Annotated in this window: 13 protein-coding genes; 2 read left to right on the top strand and 11 right to left on the bottom strand. The window is 70.9% G+C overall.

The window, feature by feature from the left end:
• Positions 1-44: 44 nt before the first annotated feature.
• A complete protein-coding gene (locus tag MZC64_RS27650; protein WP_247761837.1) occupies positions 45-1,361 on the top strand; it encodes an MFS transporter in 1,317 nt (438 codons plus the stop codon).
• Here the strand turns inward: MZC64_RS27650 and MZC64_RS27645 are convergent.
• The 4 genes from MZC64_RS27645 to MZC64_RS27630 form a co-directional block, all read right to left on the bottom strand.
• A complete protein-coding gene (locus MZC64_RS27645; protein WP_247761838.1) occupies positions 1,351-5,202 on the bottom strand; it encodes a hypothetical protein in 3,852 nt (1,283 codons plus the stop codon). The two genes, MZC64_RS27650 and MZC64_RS27645, sit on opposite strands and share 11 nt — an antisense overlap.
• Positions 5,203-5,470: 268 nt before the next feature.
• Complete coding sequence (locus MZC64_RS27640; RefSeq protein WP_247761839.1) at positions 5,471-6,121, bottom strand: glycoside hydrolase family 6 protein; 651 nt, start codon at positions 6,119-6,121, stop codon at positions 5,471-5,473.
• Positions 6,099-6,413 (bottom strand): hypothetical protein, encoded by a 315-nt coding sequence (locus MZC64_RS27635; RefSeq protein WP_247761840.1) that lies wholly within the window; start codon positions 6,411-6,413, stop codon positions 6,099-6,101. Before MZC64_RS27635 ends, MZC64_RS27640 begins: the two co-directional genes overlap by 23 nt.
• 25 nt (positions 6,414-6,438) lie before the next feature.
• Positions 6,439-8,625, bottom strand: coding sequence for a glycoside hydrolase family 9 protein (locus MZC64_RS27630; protein WP_247761841.1), 2,187 nt, complete (start codon positions 8,623-8,625; stop codon positions 6,439-6,441).
• A 215-nt stretch (positions 8,626-8,840) separates the two neighbouring features.
• On the opposite strand from MZC64_RS27630, the gene MZC64_RS27625 reads away from it, so the two are divergent.
• Positions 8,841-9,836, top strand: coding sequence for a LacI family DNA-binding transcriptional regulator (locus tag MZC64_RS27625; protein WP_247761842.1), 996 nt, complete (start codon positions 8,841-8,843; stop codon positions 9,834-9,836).
• Positions 9,837-9,942: 106 nt separating this feature from the next.
• Here the strand turns inward: MZC64_RS27625 and MZC64_RS27620 are convergent, their stop codons facing one another.
• The 7 genes from MZC64_RS27620 to MZC64_RS27590 all read right to left on the bottom strand — a co-directional run bounded on the left by MZC64_RS27620 (position 9,943) and on the right by MZC64_RS27590 (position 17,659).
• On the bottom strand, positions 9,943-10,278 hold the full coding sequence (locus MZC64_RS27620; RefSeq protein ID WP_247761843.1) for a hypothetical protein: 336 nt from the start codon (positions 10,276-10,278) through the stop codon (positions 9,943-9,945).
• A gap of 113 nt (positions 10,279-10,391) precedes the next feature.
• Positions 10,392-12,266 carry a DUF2264 domain-containing protein gene (locus MZC64_RS27615; RefSeq protein ID WP_247761844.1) on the bottom strand — a complete coding sequence of 625 codons (1,875 nt, stop codon included), beginning with the start codon at positions 12,264-12,266 and terminating at the stop codon, positions 10,392-10,394.
• Positions 12,263-13,273: a hydroxyacid dehydrogenase gene (locus MZC64_RS27610; protein ID WP_247761845.1), complete on the bottom strand. Its 1,011-nt coding sequence runs from the start codon at positions 13,271-13,273 to the stop codon at positions 12,263-12,265. Before MZC64_RS27610 ends, MZC64_RS27615 begins: the two co-directional genes overlap by 4 nt.
• Positions 13,270-14,136 carry a carbohydrate ABC transporter permease gene (locus MZC64_RS27605; RefSeq protein WP_247761846.1) on the bottom strand — a complete coding sequence of 289 codons (867 nt, stop codon included), beginning with the start codon at positions 14,134-14,136 and terminating at the stop codon, positions 13,270-13,272. Before MZC64_RS27605 ends, MZC64_RS27610 begins: the two co-directional genes overlap by 4 nt.
• Entirely contained in the window at positions 14,133-15,026 is an 894-nt protein-coding gene (locus MZC64_RS27600) for a carbohydrate ABC transporter permease (protein WP_247761847.1), read from the bottom strand. The genes MZC64_RS27605 and MZC64_RS27600 overlap by 4 nt, the downstream gene beginning before the upstream one ends.
• The gene (locus tag MZC64_RS27595; RefSeq protein WP_247761848.1) at positions 15,023-16,351 is read right to left on the bottom strand and encodes an ABC transporter substrate-binding protein; all 1,329 of its coding nucleotides are present in this window, start codon (positions 16,349-16,351) and stop codon (positions 15,023-15,025) included. The genes MZC64_RS27600 and MZC64_RS27595 overlap by 4 nt, the downstream gene beginning before the upstream one ends.
• Before the next feature lie 96 nt (positions 16,352-16,447).
• Positions 16,448-17,659: a substrate-binding domain-containing protein gene (locus MZC64_RS27590; protein ID WP_247761849.1), complete on the bottom strand. Its 1,212-nt coding sequence runs from the start codon at positions 17,657-17,659 to the stop codon at positions 16,448-16,450.
• Between the last annotated feature and the right edge of the window lie 279 nt (positions 17,660-17,938).

The raw sequence follows: 17,938 nt of genomic DNA, 5'->3' as shown, positions 1-17,938 counted from the left end.
CGGCACAAGTGTACCACCAGGTGGTACTCGACAAAGGAGTCCGGATGATTCGTCCCAGGGTGGCCCTGGCCGCGGTGCTCGGCACCACCGTGGAGTGGTACGACTTCGCGCTCTACGGCACCGCCGCGGCCCTGGTCTTCAACAAGCTCTACTTCCCCGGCAGCGATCCACTGGTCGGCACCGTGCTGGCCTACGGCACCTTCGCCATCGGTTTCCTGGCCCGCCCGCTCGGCGGCGCCTACTTCGGCGAACGCGGGGACACCAAGGGGCGCAAGAACGTCCTGGTCGCCACCCTGCTGCTGATGGGGGTGGCCACCACCGGGATCGGCCTGCTGCCCACCTACGGCCAGATCGGCCTGGCCGCGCCGATCCTGTTGACCCTGCTGCGTTTTGTGCAGGGTTTCGCCGCGGGTGGGGAGAAGACCGGGGCGCTGATCATCCTGTTCGAGAACTCACCGCCCAAGTGGCGCGGCTTCCTCACCTCACTGCCCGCGATCGGCACCGGCACCGGAACCCTGTTGTCCACCGGCGCTTTCGCCCTGGTCACCGCGACACTGTCCGAAAAGGACTTTCTGGACTGGGGCTGGCGGGTGCCGTTCCTGCTGGGCGCCGCGCTGACCCTGTTCGGCCTGTGGATCCGCCGTTCCATCGACGAGACCGAGGAGTTCAAGCGGGCCGGCGTGCCCGCGCCCACGGTGCGCCGTCCGCTGCGGGAACGGTTGGCGCACAGCAGGTTCATGGAGGCATGGCGCCGCTACCCGCGGCAGATGCTGATCGTCATCTGCGCGGGCGCCGGGGAGAACGCCGGGTTCTACGTCTTCGGCACCTTCTCCGTGGCCTACGCCCAGGACCGCCAGCTGCCCACCGCCGCACTGCTCAGCGGCATCTCCATCGCCGCCGCGATCAAGCTGATCACCGTGCCCGCCTTCGGCGCGCTGTCGGACCGGATCGGCCGCCGCCCGGTCTCCATCGGCGGCGCGCTGGTGCTGCTGGCCGCCGCCTGGCCGTTCTTCCTGCTGCTCGACGGCGGCCAGACCTGGGCCATCTGGCTGGCACTGCTGATCACCCTGGGCATCGGCCAGTCCGCCATTCTTGGTTCCCAGCCAGCGTTCTTCGCCGAACTCTTCGACACCAAGGTGCGCTTCAGCGCGGTCGGCGTGGCCAACAACATCGGCACCGTGCTCACCGGCGGCCTGGCCCCGCTGCTGGCCACCGCGCTGCTGTTGTGGTTTGACCACAACGTGTTCGGCGTGGTGGTGTTCGTGGCGCTGATGAGTGGGCTGACCGCGGTCACCGTGGCGCTGGCCCCGGAGACCCGGCACGTGGAACCGGCGCCCGCGCCCGTCCCGACTAACAGGTAGGCCGGCGCGGCAGGTCCAGCAGGTGCCGCTGCCACTGCTGTTCGGTCAGCTGCCCGGTGCTGGCGCAGATCCGGTCCACCGCCCTGGCCACGTCCAGATCCAGCAGCCGCGCGGTGTTCGTGCCGTCGCCGACGACCAGGTGCCGGGCATCGGAGCGGAAGGCGAGCACCGAACCCGCGTTGTTCCCGGTGCTGATCGGCCCGCCGATCGGACCGGCGTTGGCCGGATCCGACACCCGCCACAGCCGCATCGTGCTGTCGTTGCCGGTGCTGGCCAGGGTGCCGCCGTCGGGACTGAAGGTCATCGCGGTGATCTGTTTGGTGTGTCCGGACAGGGTGCCGAGCTGACGCGGGTTGGCCGGGTCGGCGATCGACCACAGCACAATGGCGTCCTCGCGGTAGGACAGCGCCAGGGTGCGGCCGTCCGGGCTGATCGCCAGCCGGTCCACCGGGCCGGGCATGGTGATCCGGCCGCGCCGCACCGGGTTGGCCGGATCGCTGACATCCCACAGCTGCACGGTGCGATCCAGGCTGGAGGTCACCAGCAGGCGGCCGTCCGAGCGGTAGGCGAGCACCATGACCTCGCGATCGTGCGCGTCCAGCTTGCCCAGTTGCCTGGGGTTGCGCGGATCGCTGATGTCCCACAGCCTGCTGGTCAGATCGGTCTCGTTGGTCGCCATGGCAAGGCCGTCCGGGCTCAGCGTGATCCCGCCGGTGAAGGCGGTGCCCAGGGTGAACTCGTGGAGCAGCACCGGATCGCGCGGATTGGTGAGGTCCCACAGCCGCACCAGCGAGGTGTTGCTGAGGGTGGCCAGCAGGCGACCGTTCTTGGCCAGCCGAAGCTGGGTCGGGCAGTCCTGGCACTTCCGCGCCGTGTTGACCGCGGGCAGCTCGGCCACCGTCTGCACCGGCTCACCGTCCACTGTGGACCAGATTCGGATCTTCTGGTCCTTGGCCCCGGTCACGGTGACCCGCCCGTCCGGGCTGACCACCACGGAGTCCATCGGTTCCTGGTGCCCGATCAGCACTTCCGCCGGCAGCGACCACAGCCGCACCGTGCCGTCACCGGCGCCAGTGGCCACGGTGCGGCCGTCCGGGCTGAAGGCCAGCGAGTAGATGGTGCCGCCGGTGCCGGCCAGCGGCGGCCCGATGCTGGTCACCGCGGTGGGATTGGCGACGTTCCACAACACCGCGAGCCCATCCCCGCCCGCGGTGGCCATTATCGTGCCCTCGCGGTTGAACGACACCTGCCACACCGCGCCGTTGTGCCCGCTCACCAGGTTGAACAGCGGGCTGCCGTCGGCGACCCGCCACAGTCGCAGGCTGGAGTCCCGGCTGCCCGCGACCAGTGTCTGCCCATCGGGGGTGAAGGCCGCGGTGTACACGCTGTCGCTGGCGCCGGTCAGGTTCCGCGGCCCGCGCAGCTCGCCACCGGTCAGCTCCCACAGCCGGACCGGGCCATCGCCGCCCGCGGTGACCAGGGTGCGCCGGTCCGAGCTGAAGGCCAGCGCCCACATCTCGCCGTCGGTGCCCGGCCACGGGCCGCCCAGCGGCCGCGGCTTGGCCGGCTCGGAGAGGTCCCACAGCCGTACTGTGCCGCTGTCCTGTCCGGTGGCCAGCACCTGCCCGTCCGGGTGGAAGGCGGCGATGTTGACCCGCTCCTTGTCCTCCTCCGCCGCCACCAGCCAGCTGGTCACCAGCACGGGTGCGGCCGGGTCGGTGAGGCGCCACAGCCGCACCCTGCCCTCGGCCCCGGCCGCGGCCAGCAGCTTGCCGTCCGGGCTGAACACCACGGTGCTCAGCAAGCCATGGCGCCCCTCCAGCGGTGGCCCCCACGGCCGCACGTTCGCCGGATCGCGGACGTCCCACAGCCGGACCGTGCCGTCGTCCCCGGTGGTGGCCAGCATCTTCCCGTCCCGGCTGAAATCGGCCTGGAAGACCTCGCCGACGTGCCCGGTCAGGCTTTCGGCCAGCGGGGTGTTGCGGGTGCCGACCAGCCGGGTGTGCACGCTCTGATCCTGCGGGCGCAGCCGGTGCGCGGCCAGGTTGAGCTGCGCGGACAGCGAGGGATCGCTCGCGGCGAGCCGGTCGGCCTCGGCCAGCACGTGCCGGAAACTCGCGTCGTCGCGCTGTCGTTCGGCGGTGGCCCGTTGCTGGAAGGCCACGATCGCGGTGGTGGAGGCCAGCAGCGCGAAGGCCACCACCGCGGCCACGAGTTGCCGCAGCCGCCGGGTCCGCCGCCGCTGCCCGGCCACCTCCTCCTCCCGTGCGCGCTCGGCCGCGGTGAGGAACTCCCGCTCCCGCACCGTCATCGCCTCCCCGCCGCCCGCCGCCCAGGCACTGGCCTGGGCCAGCCGGACCCCGCGGTAGAGCGCGGCCGGATCGCGGTCCAGGGACTCCCAGGTGTCGGTGGCCTCGGTGAGCAGGCGGTGCGTGCGCAGGCCCTCGCGGTCGGCGGCCAGCCAGTCGTGCAGCCGTGGCCAGTACCGGATCAGGGCCTCGTGGCTGATCTCCAGGCCGTCCTGGTCGGCGGTGACCAGGCGGGCGGAGACCAGTTCGGCGACCACGTGCGCGGTGTCCGGATGGTCGTCGAGTTCCCGGTGGTAGAGGCGGCGTTTGGTGTCCTCGGTGCCTTCGCCGAGCGCGGTCAGCCGCAGGAACAGGTGCCGGGCCACGGTTTGCTGGGCCTGGTCGAACCCGGCGTAGGTGCCCTCGGCGGTGCGCGCGATGGCGTGCGCGATCCCGCCGACGGCCTGGTAGCCGACCGAGGTGAGCGTGGTGCCGTGCCTGCGCCGCCAGGTTTCCAGCAGCGCGTGCGAGACCAGCGGCAACACTCCCGGCTGCCCGGCCGTCTCGGCCATCACGGTGGCCACCAAGGCGTTTTCCAAGCGGTAGCCGCGGTCCAAGGCGGGCCGGGTGATCGCCTCGCGCAGCTGTTCGGTGGTCATCGGGCCGAGCAGCACCTGCCCGTCCTGGATGGCCTCGACCAGCTCGGCGTGCGCGGCGCAGTGGGTGTAGAAGTCGGTGCGCGCGCCCAGCACCACCCGCACCCGGCTGGTCGGCGCACTGGCCGCGTGCAACAGCATGGCCAGGAACAGCTCGCGTTCGGCCGGGTCCGCGCAGAGGGTGAAGACCTCCTCGAACTGGTCCACCACCACCAGCAGTTCCACGCCCTCCCGGTCTGCCAGGGCCTGCCGGACCCGCAGGTGCAGGTGCTCGGCGCCGCGGCCGAACTCCGCGCGCAGCACGGCCGCGGATTCGCCGATGAGCGCGGCCAGTTGCACCGCGCATTCCTCCACCGGCTGCCTGCCCGGCGACATCAGCAGCACCGGCGGCGGGTTCTCCCCCTTGCGCACGGTGGCGATCAGCCCGGCCCGTAACAACGAGGATTTCCCGGCCCCGGACGCGCCGAAGACGGCCAGGAATCGCCGTAGTGCCAGGCGGTGGATGAGTTGTCCGACAATCTCGGCGCGGCCGAAGAAGCGGTCCGCGTCCGTGGCCTGGAAGGCGGCCAGGCCGACATAGGGCGCGTCGGATTCCACCGGCGGCGGCTTTTCCGCCTCCTCCTCGGGCTGGGCCAATTCGGCCGCGACCCGGTGCCAGCGGGATTCCCATTCCCCGGCATCGCCCGCGCAGGCCCGGACAAAGGCCAGGGTCGCGGCGAGGCTGGGCAGTCGTTTGCCCCCGGCGGCATCGGCGAGGGTGGTGGCCGAGTAGTGCGAGCGGCGGGCCAGTTCCCGGTAGGTCGGACCGCCCGCGGCCGTACGCAGGGCACGGAGGTCGCGGGCGAAGCCGGTCAGTGCGTCATCGCCGGAGCCGAGCGGTTGTTCGGTGCGTGGCATGCGGGTCCCCCAGCAGGTGGTGCGTTGTCCGGAGCCTGTTGTACGACCCCCACCGTCGTGACACCGGACAACCCGAAGGCAGTAGACATCACCCTGTCGCATTCAGCAGCGGGATGCGGCAACTCACAGAAACACGCGTCATCCGCAGGGGGCGAGGCTGTCAGCGCCGGGCGGGCTGTGACAGCCATCTGTTGGTGGTGGCGTGTGTGGGGGGCCGCCGCCGCGCCGGATAGCTGGGGGTTATCCGGGGCGGCGGCGGCCGAGGGGGTCAGCTGCCGTCGATCAACCTGATCGCGAGCGCGGGACTGAACTGACCGGCGGGAATGCCAGGGGCGATACCGCAGTCGCCGTCGGAGTTGCCGGGGGTCTTGACCCACAGCAGCATTTCCGCGCCGCCACCGACCTGGGCGGGCACGCCGAGCTTCCGGCCGGGCGGATTGCACCACTGCCCGTTGTGGCCATTGCCGTTGCGGCTGGTGTCGATCACGAATTTGGCTGGGTAACCCAGGGCGGCGACCACCGAGCCGGCGTAGCTCTGGGAGGCGGCGGTCGGGTAGTAGTTGGACACGTTGACCGCGAAGCCGCGCACGTTGCGCACCCCGGCCGAGTTCAGCCGGGTGGCCATGGTGGCGGCGGGCACCCAGCCGGCGTTGCCGCCGTCGAGGTAGGCGAAGGTGTTGGGAGCCTTCTGCCGGAGCTGCTGGGTGGCGTAGGTGAGCATGCCGAGGCGTTCCTGGATGGCGGCCTCGCTCATGCACTCGAAATCGCCCAGCGCGTCCGGCTCGATCACCACTACCGCGGGTTTGGCGCCGATCCCGGCGGCCAGGCTGGAGATCCAGGTCCGGTAGGCGGCCGGACTGCCCGCGCCACCGCCGGAGTGGCCGCCGCAGGCGTCCCTACCGGGCAGATGGTAGGGCAACCAGCACCGGCAGCTTGTCGTGGCTGTCGGCCGCGCCGACGTAACTGGCCACGGTGGCGCCGATGTTGGCGTCCGCGCCAAACCACCTACCGATCGGTCGGTTCGCGATCGCGGACTGGATGCGCGCGGCGCGGGCGTCGCCGGGGTTGTTGCGCGCCCAGACCGCGGGCGCGGAGTTCGGGTTGACGTAGAAGCCGCTGGTGAGGTCGATCGGGTTGGCCGCGAGCGCGGGTGGCGCGGTGGCCAGGAGCAGGGCGGTTGCGGACAGGGCCAGCCGGGCGGTCCACGACATTGTGGAATCCCTTCGGTTGCAGAGGTCAGCGGGTGTCGGCGAAGGCCGCCACCCAGGCCAGGGCGGAGTTCCAGTTGATCGCCACCTCGTTGGTGGAGAAGGAGCCGATGTCGTCCAGGTAGCACTTGGCCGGGGCGCAGCCGGGCAGATTCTGCTGGGCCACCGGGTCCTGCAGCCCGGGGTTGGGGCCGCCGGCCAGCGCGCCGGCCGGCGGGTTGGGCAGGGTGGGGTCGAGCTGGTTGGCCCAGTGCCGGTGGTGCTGGTTGCGGCTGGCCCGTTCGCCGTAGCCGCTGACAAAGGACTGGTTGAGCGCGTTGCGGCCGAGCAGGTAGTCCATCGCGGCGAGCACCGCGTCCCGGTAGCCGGGCCTGCCGGTGAGGTCGTACGCGGTGGCGATGATCATCGCGTGGTTGGCGGTGGAACTGGTGGAGCCCCAGGCGTACTCGCCGGGGTTGGGGTAACCCTGGCCCTGCTGGTGCCGCACATAGCCGTCAGCGACGGTCAGGATTCGTTGGCGGGCAGCGAGAACGCGGTCGACGGGGAAGCGCAGGGGGTGGCGGGCGATGGTCAGGTCGGCCAGGCCGCCGGTGTCCTTCCAGGAGAATCCGGCCGGGGTGAGCGTGCTGGTGAGGTGGCGCAGGTAGCCGGGTTCGCCGGTGGTGGCGTGCAGTTCGGCCGCGGCCCAGGAGAACTCGTCGCGCACGTCAGTGTCGTCGTAGGGGCCGCCGCCGGTGGTCTCCCTGGGGGCGAACCGGTCCGGGTGACGCAGTGCGGCCTGCCACGCGGTGTCGGCGGCCTCCCGGCAGCGCTGGGCGAAGGCCCGGTCCCAGCGGGTCCAGATCCGGGCGCAGCGGGCGGCGGCCGCGGCCAGGTTGAGGGTGGCGGCGGTGGACGGCGGGTGCAGGTAACGGGGTTGCGGGTCCAGGTGCGGCAGCAGCGGGTGCCCGGTCCAGGCCAGGTCGTGGATCTTGTGATGGGCCAGGCCCGCCAGGGGTTGCCCGGCCGGGACCTGCATGCGCAGCAGGAACTCCAGCTGCCAGCGGGCTTCGTCGAGCACGTCCGGGATGCCGTTGCGCTGCTCGGGGATGCGCAGCAGGCCGTCGCGCTGGCCGGTGGGGTCCCAGCGGTCGCGGGCGCGTTCGTAGAGGTCCAGGAGCTGCCAGACGGCCAGGCCGCCGTTGACCACGTACTTGCCGTGATCGCCCGCGTCGTACCAGCCGCCGCGCGCGTCCAGGGTGTGGTCGCAGCTGCCGGGCAGGCAGGGCACCGCGGTGTCACCCTGGTTCGGCGCGACGTCGAGGTGCCCGGCCGGGCGGGCGTGTGCCGCGCCGACGTGCTGGGCCTCGATCGGGATGCCGCTGCGGTTGTGGAAGAAGTACTGCAACGCATCGCGGCGCAGCTGTTCGTATGGCCGATCCAGCAGGTCGAACGGCTCGCTGACCTCCTTGCCCACGACCAGGGTGTAGCCGGTGCCCCGGGTGCGGAGCTGGGAGAAGTCGGCCAGGTGGACGTGATCACGGGAGTCGGAGTCCTGGCCGTACACCCGGGTCCGGCCGGTGGCCACCACCGCTCCGGTGGCGTTCTTCACCTGCCACGGCAACGATTGCGTTGATGTGTCCACAATGGAGGCTTGTTTCGGGCCGTTGACCTGGTAGCCGTGCTGGTTGACCCGGACGGCCGAACCGTAGTGCCAGCCGCCGCCGGGCGGGATCACGCCGCCGGTGAGCGAAACATTGTCCACACACAGGGTGTAGGACTGAGTGGCGCCACCTGCCTGGAGCGACACCTGGGCGTGTCTACTGGCCACAGTGGACAGTCCGGTGAACTCGAAGGTCTGCGGGGTCTCGGTGAGCGTGACCTGCTTGTTGATCGTGCTGCTGTGCGGTGGCGCGGTGAGTTGCAGGCTGATCCGGATCGGCGCCTTGCCGGTGGCGGTGAAGCGGAGCGTGTAGGGCTGACCGGCCTCCAGGGGGATCTCGTTCTGGCCGATCATGGCGTCCCACGGATTTGTTGTCCCCGCTGGGATGTCCGCGCACAGGCGACCGGCCTCGACCCGGGAGGGCGTGTTGCCACTGCTCCACCACGGGGTTTTGCCGGTGTCGAAGGAACCGTTGAGCACGCGTTGGTAGGGCTGGGCGTGTGCGGGCGGCGCGAGGCCGATCAACAGCAGGGGCAGCAGAGCGGCCACGGACAGCCTGCGGGTGGTGGTCATACCGGGGGACCTCTCGGGTCGGCAGGGGTCCCGGCACAGCACGGCGTCAGTGCCGAATGGTCGACCCTGGCGGCCGCGGCTGTCAACGGTTACGCTGCTGTAAGCGCTTCCAATTCCACCCTGCACTCCGGCTCTAGCGACGGCGTCACCGCAGCTAGACGGCACCGTGTAATCCTGTTATCGCTTCAGTTAGACCGACTGATGGGGTCCGATCCATGACCGAGCGGCCACCCACCCTGGACGCGGTGGCCCAGCGCGCGGGCGTGTCCACCGGCACGGTGTCCCGGGTGCTCAACAACGCCCAGCACGTCAGCCAGAAGGCGCGTCAGGCGGTGGAGCGGGCGATCGAGGAACTGGGCTACGTGCCCAACACCGCCGCGCGTTCCCTGGCCGCGCGGCGGCGTGGCGCGGTGGTACTGGCCATCTCCAGCGAGGATCCGGCGCTGACCGCGAACCTGTTCTTCGCCGAGGTGATCACCGGAGTGAACGCGGTGATCGAGGAAACCGACCTGCAACTGCTGCTGGTATTGGCTGCCTCCCAGCGCGGCCAGGACCGGTTCACCAGGGTGCTGCACGCCGCCGACGGCGTGCTGCTGCTGGCCTTGCGCGAACACGATCCGCTGAGCAAACTCGCCGCGGACAGCGGTTTGCCGGTCGTGCACGGCGGCCAGCCACTGGGCCACACCCCGCGGCACTACGTGGACGCGGACAACCGCGGTGGCGCCCGGCTGGCCACCGAACACCTGCTCTCCCTTGGCCGCCAGCGCATCGCCACCATCACCGGCGGCACCGACCAGCAGGTCGCGCTGGCCCGCCACCTCGGCTACCGCGAGGCCCTGGCACTGGCCGGACTGAGCGACAAACGGTTGGCGCACAGCGATTTCACCGAGTCCGGCGGCGCGGCCGCGATGACCCGGCTACTGGCCGAACACCCGGACCTGGACGCGGTGTTCGTCGCCTCCGACGCGATGGCCGCCGGGGCACTCACCGTGTTGCGGACCCAGGGCCGCCGGGTGCCGGCGGACGTGGCGGTGGTGGGGTTCAACGACATCGTGACCGCGCAACACACCCAGCCCACGCTGACCACCATCCGCCAGCCGATCGAGGCGCTGGGCCGGGAAATGACCCGGATGCTGATCCGCCTGATCAACGGCGAGCAGCCGACCTCCCTGATCCTGCCCACCGAACTCATCCGCCGCGACTCGGCCTAGCCCTACGTGCCGCACCCGCCGTCGAGTTGGCCCAAGTCGTACGCCTAGTTGGCCCAACTGGGCGTACCACTTTGGCCAACTCGACAGTGGAGGCCGGCGGCACCGCTCAGCCGGTCGCCAGGCGGAAGCTGCGGGCGGGGAAGGTGGGGAAGGAGTGCAGGTCGTTGGCGGGGATGGTGATCGCGTGGCCGGTGCAGTCGGTGCTGCGGAAGAACTTCAGGGTGTGCGGGGTGTTGTTGAACTCGGCGCGCACCACGAATGAGGTGGTGGTGCAGGCGGTGCTGGGCGCGGGGTGCAGCTCGGTCTGGCCGGAGAACTGGATCGTCTCCCACACCCGCAGTCCCGCCGGGTGGGCCGGGTCGGCGGCGGCCGGTGCGGCCAGGCCGAGCGAGCCTGCCAGCGCGAGTACCCCTGCGGCGTAGCTGATCCTCTTACCGCGCACTGATTTCTCCTCACTGAATGCCACTGGTCGATCGCGCTCCGAGCATGTTGGTTCAACATGAAAGTTTCAAGACAAATGTCCCGGCGGGCCGAGCTGGTGGCCCATCGGGACATTCAGCGCAGTACTGGTAACGCGGGTTCGCCGCTGAGCACGGGTGCGCCCAGGTCGATCCGCAGCCGGGCGCCGTCCCCGGCCCACAGCAGCTCGATCCAGTCCGCGCCCACGGTGATCTCGTTGAGCGCCTTGACCTCCGGTGCGCCGCTGAGGGTGGCCACCGCGAGGTGCAAGGTGGTGCCGCCCGCCGCGCCACGCAGCCGGGGCAGGGTGGCGAACGGGGTGTAGGCCGTGCCCTGTGGCGCGCGCACCTCGTCCTGCCCGGTCCAGCCGTGCAGCCCAGACAATCCTGAGTGCACCAGGGAATCCGGTCCGGTGGCCCAGCCGGTCAGCTCGACCGCGGCTCCCGGTGGCGCGCCGACCACCCGGTGCACTCGCAGCTCGACGGCGCCCTTGGCCACGGTGAGGCTCTCCACCCGCAGCCCTGGCACCATCGGCGGGCCGGATGGGAACACCGGGCGATGCCAGGAGGCTGCCCAGCCCCAGCCGTCCCCGGTCCCGGCGCCGAGCGGCCGGATGCGGCGGCGGACACTGCGGATGCCGTCGACCAGGACGCTGAAGTGGTTGTCCGCCTGGTTGGTTTTGGCGGTGGGGCCGGTGTGCGTGGAGTAGGCCAGCCGGCCGTAGTGCGGGTCGTCCTGGGCGGCGGACTCGGGTTCGTGCGGGCGGACGTGATCGCTGCCGTGGTTGTGCAGCCGGACGATCCCGTCCGCCCTGGTGGTCTGCACCAGCAGTCCCGGGCCGGGCAACGCGAGCACCCGGTCCGGGCCTTCCACTGGCGCGGACTGTTCGACCTCTGTCCACAGTGGATGATCTGGTGGAGCGAGCAGGCAGACGAAGGCTTTCGAGGCCCAGTAAGGTGATCCTGGTCCGGAATAATGCTGTAGCGTGGGTTCGTGCGGGCCGTGCCAGCCCAGGCTGAGCAGGCCGTCGGTGGCCGAACCGCGGTCCAGGAAGTAACGCAGCGCGCCGCTGAGCACGCGACGGGAGGCGCCGGGGGTGAGCGGGGTGTCGCCGGTGAGCGCGCCCAGGCCGATCGCGGCGGTGGCGGCGAAGCGGTAGGTGAGCGACCGTCCGAAGTGGATTGGCGCGCCGTCTCCGCCGAACAGCAACGAAAAGCTGTCCAGGTGCTCGCGCAGTCTGGCCTGGTGCACGGTGTCCCGCTCCCCCGCCAGGTGCTGGTCCAGCACCGGATACAGGTGCAGGGCCCAGCCGTTGTAGTGGTCGAAGGCGCGGCCGTCGCCGTCGGCGTACCAGCCCTGGCCGCGGTACCAGGTCTCCAGCAGCTCCAGCGCACGGGTCCGGGCCCGCGCCGTGTGCGCGTTGGCGCGGCCGACCGATTCCAGGAATCCCGCGACGGTGTAAGGGAAGAGGTACCAGTTGTTGGGCGCGGGCACGTGCGTGAGCGCGTCGTGCAGCCAGGCCGCCACCCGGTCCTGGGTGGCCGGATCCAGGTTGTCCCACAACCACTCTCTGGTCAGCCGCAGGCCGAGGGCGACCGAGGCGGACTCGACCATGGGCTGGCCGTGGACGTGGTGATCGCGGATCAGCGGCCAGGACTCGTGATCGTCCCGGCCCGGCGTGGCCGTGCCCGCGGTCAGCCCCTCGGCGTAGCGGCCGAGCCAGCCGTGCGGGTCGGCGCCCCGCTCCCCGGCCACCCGGAACGCGGCGGCCAGGAAGGTGCGCGCGTAGCCCTCCAGGCCGTCGGAACGCACGCCACTGTGCGCGGGCCTGCCGGGCAGGTCCAGGCGGGCGCCGCGCGGACTGGCCCAGCGCCAGGCCGCGGTGAGCAGCCCGTCGGCCACGGCCCCCCAGTGCGCGCGGGTGAAACCGGTGTGCGGACTCAGGTTCCGGTCTTCTTCGGGCAGTCTCATGCCAGCCGGTCCAGCCTTTCGCGTTGTACCGGGTGGGCGAACCCGGCGCCCGTGCTCCAGCGGGCGATCTCGGCGGCGGCGTGTTCGGCCAGCCGTCCCCACTCGTTGCCCTGGGATCCGGCCAGGTGTGGGCTGATGAGCACGTTCTCGCTGTGCCACAACGGATGTTGCTTGGGCAGCAGTTCGGGATCGGTGACGTCCAGCACCGCCCGCACCCGCCCGGCCAGTGCCGCCTCGGCCAGTGCTTCCTGGTCCACCACCGCGCCGCGGGCGGTGTTGATCAGCATCGCGTCCGGCCGCATCGAGTCGATCAGTTCGCGGCTGACCAGGCCGTGGGTGGCGGGCAGCAGTGGAGTGTGCACGCTGACGACGTCGCCACGGGCGAACAGCTCGGGCAGGCTCACCGGCTCGACGCCGAGTTCCCGCGCCTCCTCTTCGGTGACGTACGGATCGTGCAGCAGCACCCGGAAGTCGTAGGGGCGCAACAGTTCGATCACCCGTCGGCCGATCATCGAGGCGGACAGGATGCCCACCGTGCGACCGAAGTTGCCCAGCGACCGGGAGGTGCGCAGCCACCGGCTGGGATCCTCCCCGCTGGCCCGGTACTCGCGGGCGCGTTCGAGAACTTTCTTGCCGCTCAACAGGATCATCGCCAGGGTGTACTCGGCCACCGGCAGCGCGTTGGCCGCGGCGGCCGAGGACACCTCGATCCCCCGGTCCCAGCACGCCTGCGTCACGTACCCGCGCACCGTGCCACCGGTGTGCACCACCGCGCGCAGCCTGGGTGCCGCGGCCAGCACCTCGGCGGTCAGCGGCGGGCAGCCCCAGCCGATGATCAGGACCTCGGCCTCGGCCAGCGCGGCGCGGGCGGCGGCGGTTCCGAATTCAGCCAGCACCACGTCCGGGAGCAGGTCGCAGACCCGGTCGAAGGCGGCCAGCGCCGCCGGGTCGAGCACGGCCTCGGCGGCCTCCGGCGACATGGCCAGCACGGCCCGCGGGCGGCTCATTTGACCGCCCCCGCGGTCAGACCGGAACGCCAGAATCGTTGCAGTAAAAGGAAAGCCACGATCAGCGGTAGCACCGCCAGCAGCGATCCTGTGATCACCAGCGGGTAGTACTCCGGGGACACCCTGGCCGCGCTGTTCCAGGTGTAGAGCCCGAGGCTGACCGGGTAGAGCTGCTGGTCGGAGAGCATCACCATGGGCAGGAAGAAGTTGTTCCAGATCGCGGTGAGCTGGAACAGGAACACGGTGACCACCCCGGGTCCGAGCATGCGCAGCGCGACCCGGAAGAACATGGTCAGCTCGCCCGCGCCGTCGATCCGCGCCGCCTCCAGCACCTCGCCGGGCACGTAGCCCTGACTGAAGATCCGGCCCAGGTACACGCCGAAAGGGTTGAACAGCACCGGGATGAACACCGCCCAGAAAGTGTTGACCAGTCCGCTGGCCGAGGCCATCAGGTACAGCGGCAGCGCCAGCACGGTCTGCGGCACCATCACCGCCGCGAGCACCAGTCCGAAGAGCTTTTCCTTGTGCCGGAACAGGTATTTGTCGAAGGCGTACCCGCAGGCAATGCTCACCACCGCGCTGATCCCGGCGCCGACCCCGGCGTAGAGCAGGCTGTTGAGATACCAGCGGCCGAACAGCCCTTTGTCCTCGGCGAAGACGTCGGCGAGGTTCTGCCAGAAGGAGAAGTTGGTCAGCGACAACACCTCGCTGTTGAACAACGCGTCCCGGTCCTTGGTGGCGGCCAGCAGCAGCCACAGCACCGGCAGCAGGGTGTAGAGCACGAACAGGCCGACCACGGTGTTCACCGCGATCCGGCCGAACAGCCGCGGACGCAGCGCGGCGGGCAGATCGGTGGCACTCATGCGGTCTCCCCACGGGCGGCGGTCCGGTTGCTCCAGCGGGTGATGCCATAGGACAGCGCGATGGTGGCCAGCAGCAGGATCACCGAGGCGGCCGCGGCCAGGCTGTAGTTGTTGCGGGTGAAGGCCGCGTCGTAGATGTACATGCTCGGCGAGAACCGGGAGCTGATCATCGGCGTGGACTGGCTGAGCAGCATGGGTTCGGTGAACAGTTGCAGCGCCCAGATCAGGGTGAACATCGAGACCATCACGATCGAGGAGCGCACCAGCGGGACCTTGAGCCGCAACGCGGTGCGCACCGGTCCGGCCCCGTCCACCACGGCCGCCTCCACCACCTCGCGCGGCACGGCCTGCAGCGCGGCGTAGAAGATCACCATGTTGTAGCCGAGGTTGCTCCACAGCGCGATGTTCACCATGGACGGCAACACGGTCCGCACGCCGAGGAAGTCCACGGTGATGTCGGCCTGCGCCAGCAGATCGATCACCGGGCTGAGGCCGGGGGTGTAGAGGTAGAGCCAGATGATCGCGGCGATGATGCCGGGCACCGCGTGCGGCAGGAACAACGCCAGCTGCGCCCAGGCCCGCAGTCGCGCGGCGCCGGAGTCCAGCAGCAGCGCCAGGCCGAGCGCGCCGAGGACCATCAGCGGGATGTAGAGCAGGCAGTACAGCGCGACGGTGGCCATGCCGCCGAGGAAGGTCGGGTCGGTGAGCACCGCCTGGTAGGCGCGCAGGCCGATGAACACGGTGGATTCCGGGCCGAAGCCCAGGCCCGGCTGGTCGTCGCTGAAGAAGCTCAGCCACACCGCGGTGCCGACCGGCAGCAGGAACACCAGGGTGAACAGCACGAAGAACGGCGCCATCAACAGCGCGCAGGCCAGCCTGCCGCGCTTCACCCGGTCACCTCGGTGGTGGTCAGGCCCAGCGCGCGCAGGTCCGGCATGGTTCCGCTGTGCGCCTCCCGCACCGCCTCCAGGAGGCTGCCGTGGCCGCCGCCGGCGCGGGCGAAGCCGTCGTGCATGAGCTTGAGCGTGGCGGTCATCCGCGGCCCCCAGGTCCAGCCGTCCCGGATCTTGCGGGCCTCGGTGTCGAAGAGCCGGTAGATGTCCTGGCCGCCGTAGTAGGCGCGGTCGAATGCCTGGCTGCCCACCTCCACCAGCGCGGACGCGGCCGGGTACTGGCTGCTGGTGCCGCTGGACAGCCTGGCGCGCAAGGAATCCGGGTGCGAGACCTGCCACTCGATGAACTCCATCGCCGCCTCTGGGAAAGCGCTTGCCTGAGTGACCGCGAAAGTGGATCCCCCGTGCGTGGCAACGGACTCCTTGGTCACGCCGTCCCACTGCGGCATGGGCGCGATCTTCCACAGCCCCTTCTGCCCCGGCCGGGCGTTCATCTGCGCACCCGCGTCCCAGGCGCCGGTGAGCCGGGTCAGCACCCGGCCCTGCCCGATCTGGGCGTCGGCGTGCGTGCTGTCCGCGGCGTTGGTGTGGACCAGCTGCTCATCGATGAGCTGCTGCCAGTAGGCGGCGACCCGCCGGGTGGGCTCGTCGGCGATGGAGACGTTCCAGGCGCCGCCGGTGGTGCTGAACCACTGCGCCCCCGCCTGCCAGGAGAACCCGGCGAACTGCGCGCCGCCGTCGGTGGCGAACAGCACCAGCCGCCGGTCCCCCGGCAGCCGGCGGGCTACCCTGGCCAGTTCGGCGAACTCGCCCCAGGTGCGCGGCACGGCGAGGTTGTGCTGGGCGAACAGGTCGGCCCGGTAGTGCAGCACCATCGGCTCGACGTCCAGCGGCACCGTGAACACCCGGTTCTCGAACGTGGTCAGCCCCCAGGCCTGCGGCAGCAACTTGGCCCGCAGCCGATCACTGATCAACCCGGTCAGATCCCGCAACACCCCGTCAATGGCGAATCCAGGGACCTGGGGGTACTCGATGGTGGCCACATCCGGCGGATTCCCGGCGCGGGCGGCGTTGCTGAGCTTGGCGTACCCGCCCTGCCCGCCCGAGGGCACCTGCTGGAAGTCGACGAAGATCCGGTTCTGCGATTTGTTGAACGCCTCCACCACCTGGCGACTGCCCCGCAGTGAGGACCAGAAGGTGATCCGCACCGGTCCCCCGCCCGGCCCCGGTTTCCGTGGCGTGGGATCCGGACCGCAGGCGCCGAGCACCGGTAGCGCGACGGCCGCGGCAAGCAGCGAACGACGGCTCAAGCGAGTCGACATCGGCACCTCCGTTGGCAGGATGAGGTCACCGAATCCTGATCGCCTGAGCATTTCAGGTCAATAGAACGATCAGACAAACTCAAACCGGTCAAACGATCAGATCGATCGGGTGGATCCCCGCACCTTGAGGTCCGGGATCAGCTCCACCCGGCGAGTCCGCCATTCGCCCGGGGTGGCCAGCCGGTGCAGGAGAAGCTCGGCGGCGGCGCGTCCGACCTGGGCTTTTGGCGGGGCGACGGCGGTGAGGGGCGGGCTGCCGAGGGCGGCGACGACGTCGTCGTAGGCGACGATGGAGCAGTCGTCGGGGACCCGGATGCCGGCTTCGGCGAGTTGCTGGACGAGCATGAGGGCGTCGACGTCGCCGTGCAGGATGGCGGCGGTGGCGCGGTGCTCGCGCAGGACGGCGGCGAGGCCGGGTTGGGCGTCGGGGGTCGCGGACAGCCGCGCACTCCGCCCGCCTGCCGCGGCGGCGATCCGCGGCGCACCCGCCTCGGGCAGCGCCGACCCCGCATCGGCTCCGGCGGCGATCCACTCGACGGCGGTGGCCAGGCTCGGCTCGACCCGCCCGGATGGCGCATCCGCCCCCGCGTCCGCCGCGCTCAGCACCACCGCCCAGTCCTCGATCTCCGCCCGGTAGGACGCGATCTCCGCGAAGGCCGCCCGCAACGTCCGCGCCGTCGGACTGTCATCCCGCGCCGCCAGCACGATCCGCCGGTGTCCCAGCGCGACCAGGTGCGCCACCGCCAGGTGCATCCCGTACCAGTGGTCGGTGCACACCGAGTCCAGTCCGTGCAAGGCGCTGCCTGGCCAGGGCCTGCGTTCCATCAGCACCAGGGGGACCCGCACCGCCGCCAGCCAGTCGTCGGCGAGTTCGGCCGCCGTGGTCCGCCAGCGGGGCGCGATCAGCAGTCCGCGCACATCCTCGGCCAGCACCCGCTCCACGATCGGCCGCTCCGCGCCTGCGACCTGCGGCGCGATGTGCAGCACCACCCGCATCCCGGCTTCTTCCAATGCGGTGCGGGCGCCGTGCATGGTTTCGTGCAGGTAGGCGTGCCGTTCCGGGACGACCAGGGCGACCGCGCCACCCTCGGCGGGCGGGGGCGCGGGGGTGGGTTCGGGGGCGCGCAGGGAGCGGGCGATGCCGTGGCCGCGGCGGAGGGTGCCCGCCTTGGCGAGTTCCTCGACGTCGCGGCGGATGGTGACGACCGAGACGTCCAGCTCGGTGGCCAGGTCGGTCACCCGGACCGAGCCACGGGACTGGACGGCGGCCAGGATCCGTCGACGTCTGGCCTCGCTTGGCTCTCGCATCCGGTACCGCCCGTGTTCGTTTGATCGTTTGGCGGAGCATAACCGCGGATGAGCGACCATTCGCAATGTAAACGTCTTCAGTGAGCGGTTGATCCGATCGGTTGGTGATCGCTCGGGTGGAGAGCGCCCGGCGACCGGATGTAACGGCGGAACGGGGCGGCGAACAGAAGAGCAGGCGGCGGGTGATCGGGGCCGCCCGGGTGCCAGCGGATCAGCCCGCGCCGACAGCACCCCCCGCGGGCAAGGAGCGCTGCGGGGCGGCCGGAACACCCCGGCCGC

Source organism: Crossiella sp. S99.2 (assembly GCF_023094165.1).
Lineage (GTDB): Bacteria > Actinomycetota > Actinomycetes > Mycobacteriales > Pseudonocardiaceae > Crossiella.
This window is presented reverse-complemented; position numbering and strand designations above follow the sequence as displayed.

What these genes read in the sequence shown, in the direction of transcription:
- MZC64_RS27650 (WP_247761837.1), top strand. Translation starts at nt 45, where the DNA reads ATGATTCGTCCCAGGGTGGCCCTGGCCGCGGTGCTCGGCACCACCGTG.
- MZC64_RS27645 (WP_247761838.1), bottom strand. Translation starts at nt 5,202, where the DNA reads ATGCCACGCACCGAACAACCGCTCGGCTCCGGCGATGACGCACTGACC.
- MZC64_RS27635 (WP_247761840.1), bottom strand. Translation starts at nt 6,413, where the DNA reads ATGTCGTGGACCGCCCGGCTGGCCCTGTCCGCAACCGCCCTGCTCCTG.
- MZC64_RS27630 (WP_247761841.1), bottom strand. Translation starts at nt 8,625, where the DNA reads ATGACCACCACCCGCAGGCTGTCCGTGGCCGCTCTGCTGCCCCTGCTG.
- MZC64_RS27625 (WP_247761842.1), top strand. Translation starts at nt 8,841, where the DNA reads ATGACCGAGCGGCCACCCACCCTGGACGCGGTGGCCCAGCGCGCGGGC.
- MZC64_RS27615 (WP_247761844.1), bottom strand. Translation starts at nt 12,266, where the DNA reads ATGAGACTGCCCGAAGAAGACCGGAACCTGAGTCCGCACACCGGTTTC.
- MZC64_RS27610 (WP_247761845.1), bottom strand. Translation starts at nt 13,273, where the DNA reads ATGAGCCGCCCGCGGGCCGTGCTGGCCATGTCGCCGGAGGCCGCCGAG.
- MZC64_RS27605 (WP_247761846.1), bottom strand. Translation starts at nt 14,136, where the DNA reads ATGAGTGCCACCGATCTGCCCGCCGCGCTGCGTCCGCGGCTGTTCGGC.
- MZC64_RS27595 (WP_247761848.1), bottom strand. Translation starts at nt 16,351, where the DNA reads ATGTCGACTCGCTTGAGCCGTCGTTCGCTGCTTGCCGCGGCCGTCGCG.
- MZC64_RS27590 (WP_247761849.1), bottom strand. Translation starts at nt 17,659, where the DNA reads ATGCGAGAGCCAAGCGAGGCCAGACGTCGACGGATCCTGGCCGCCGTC.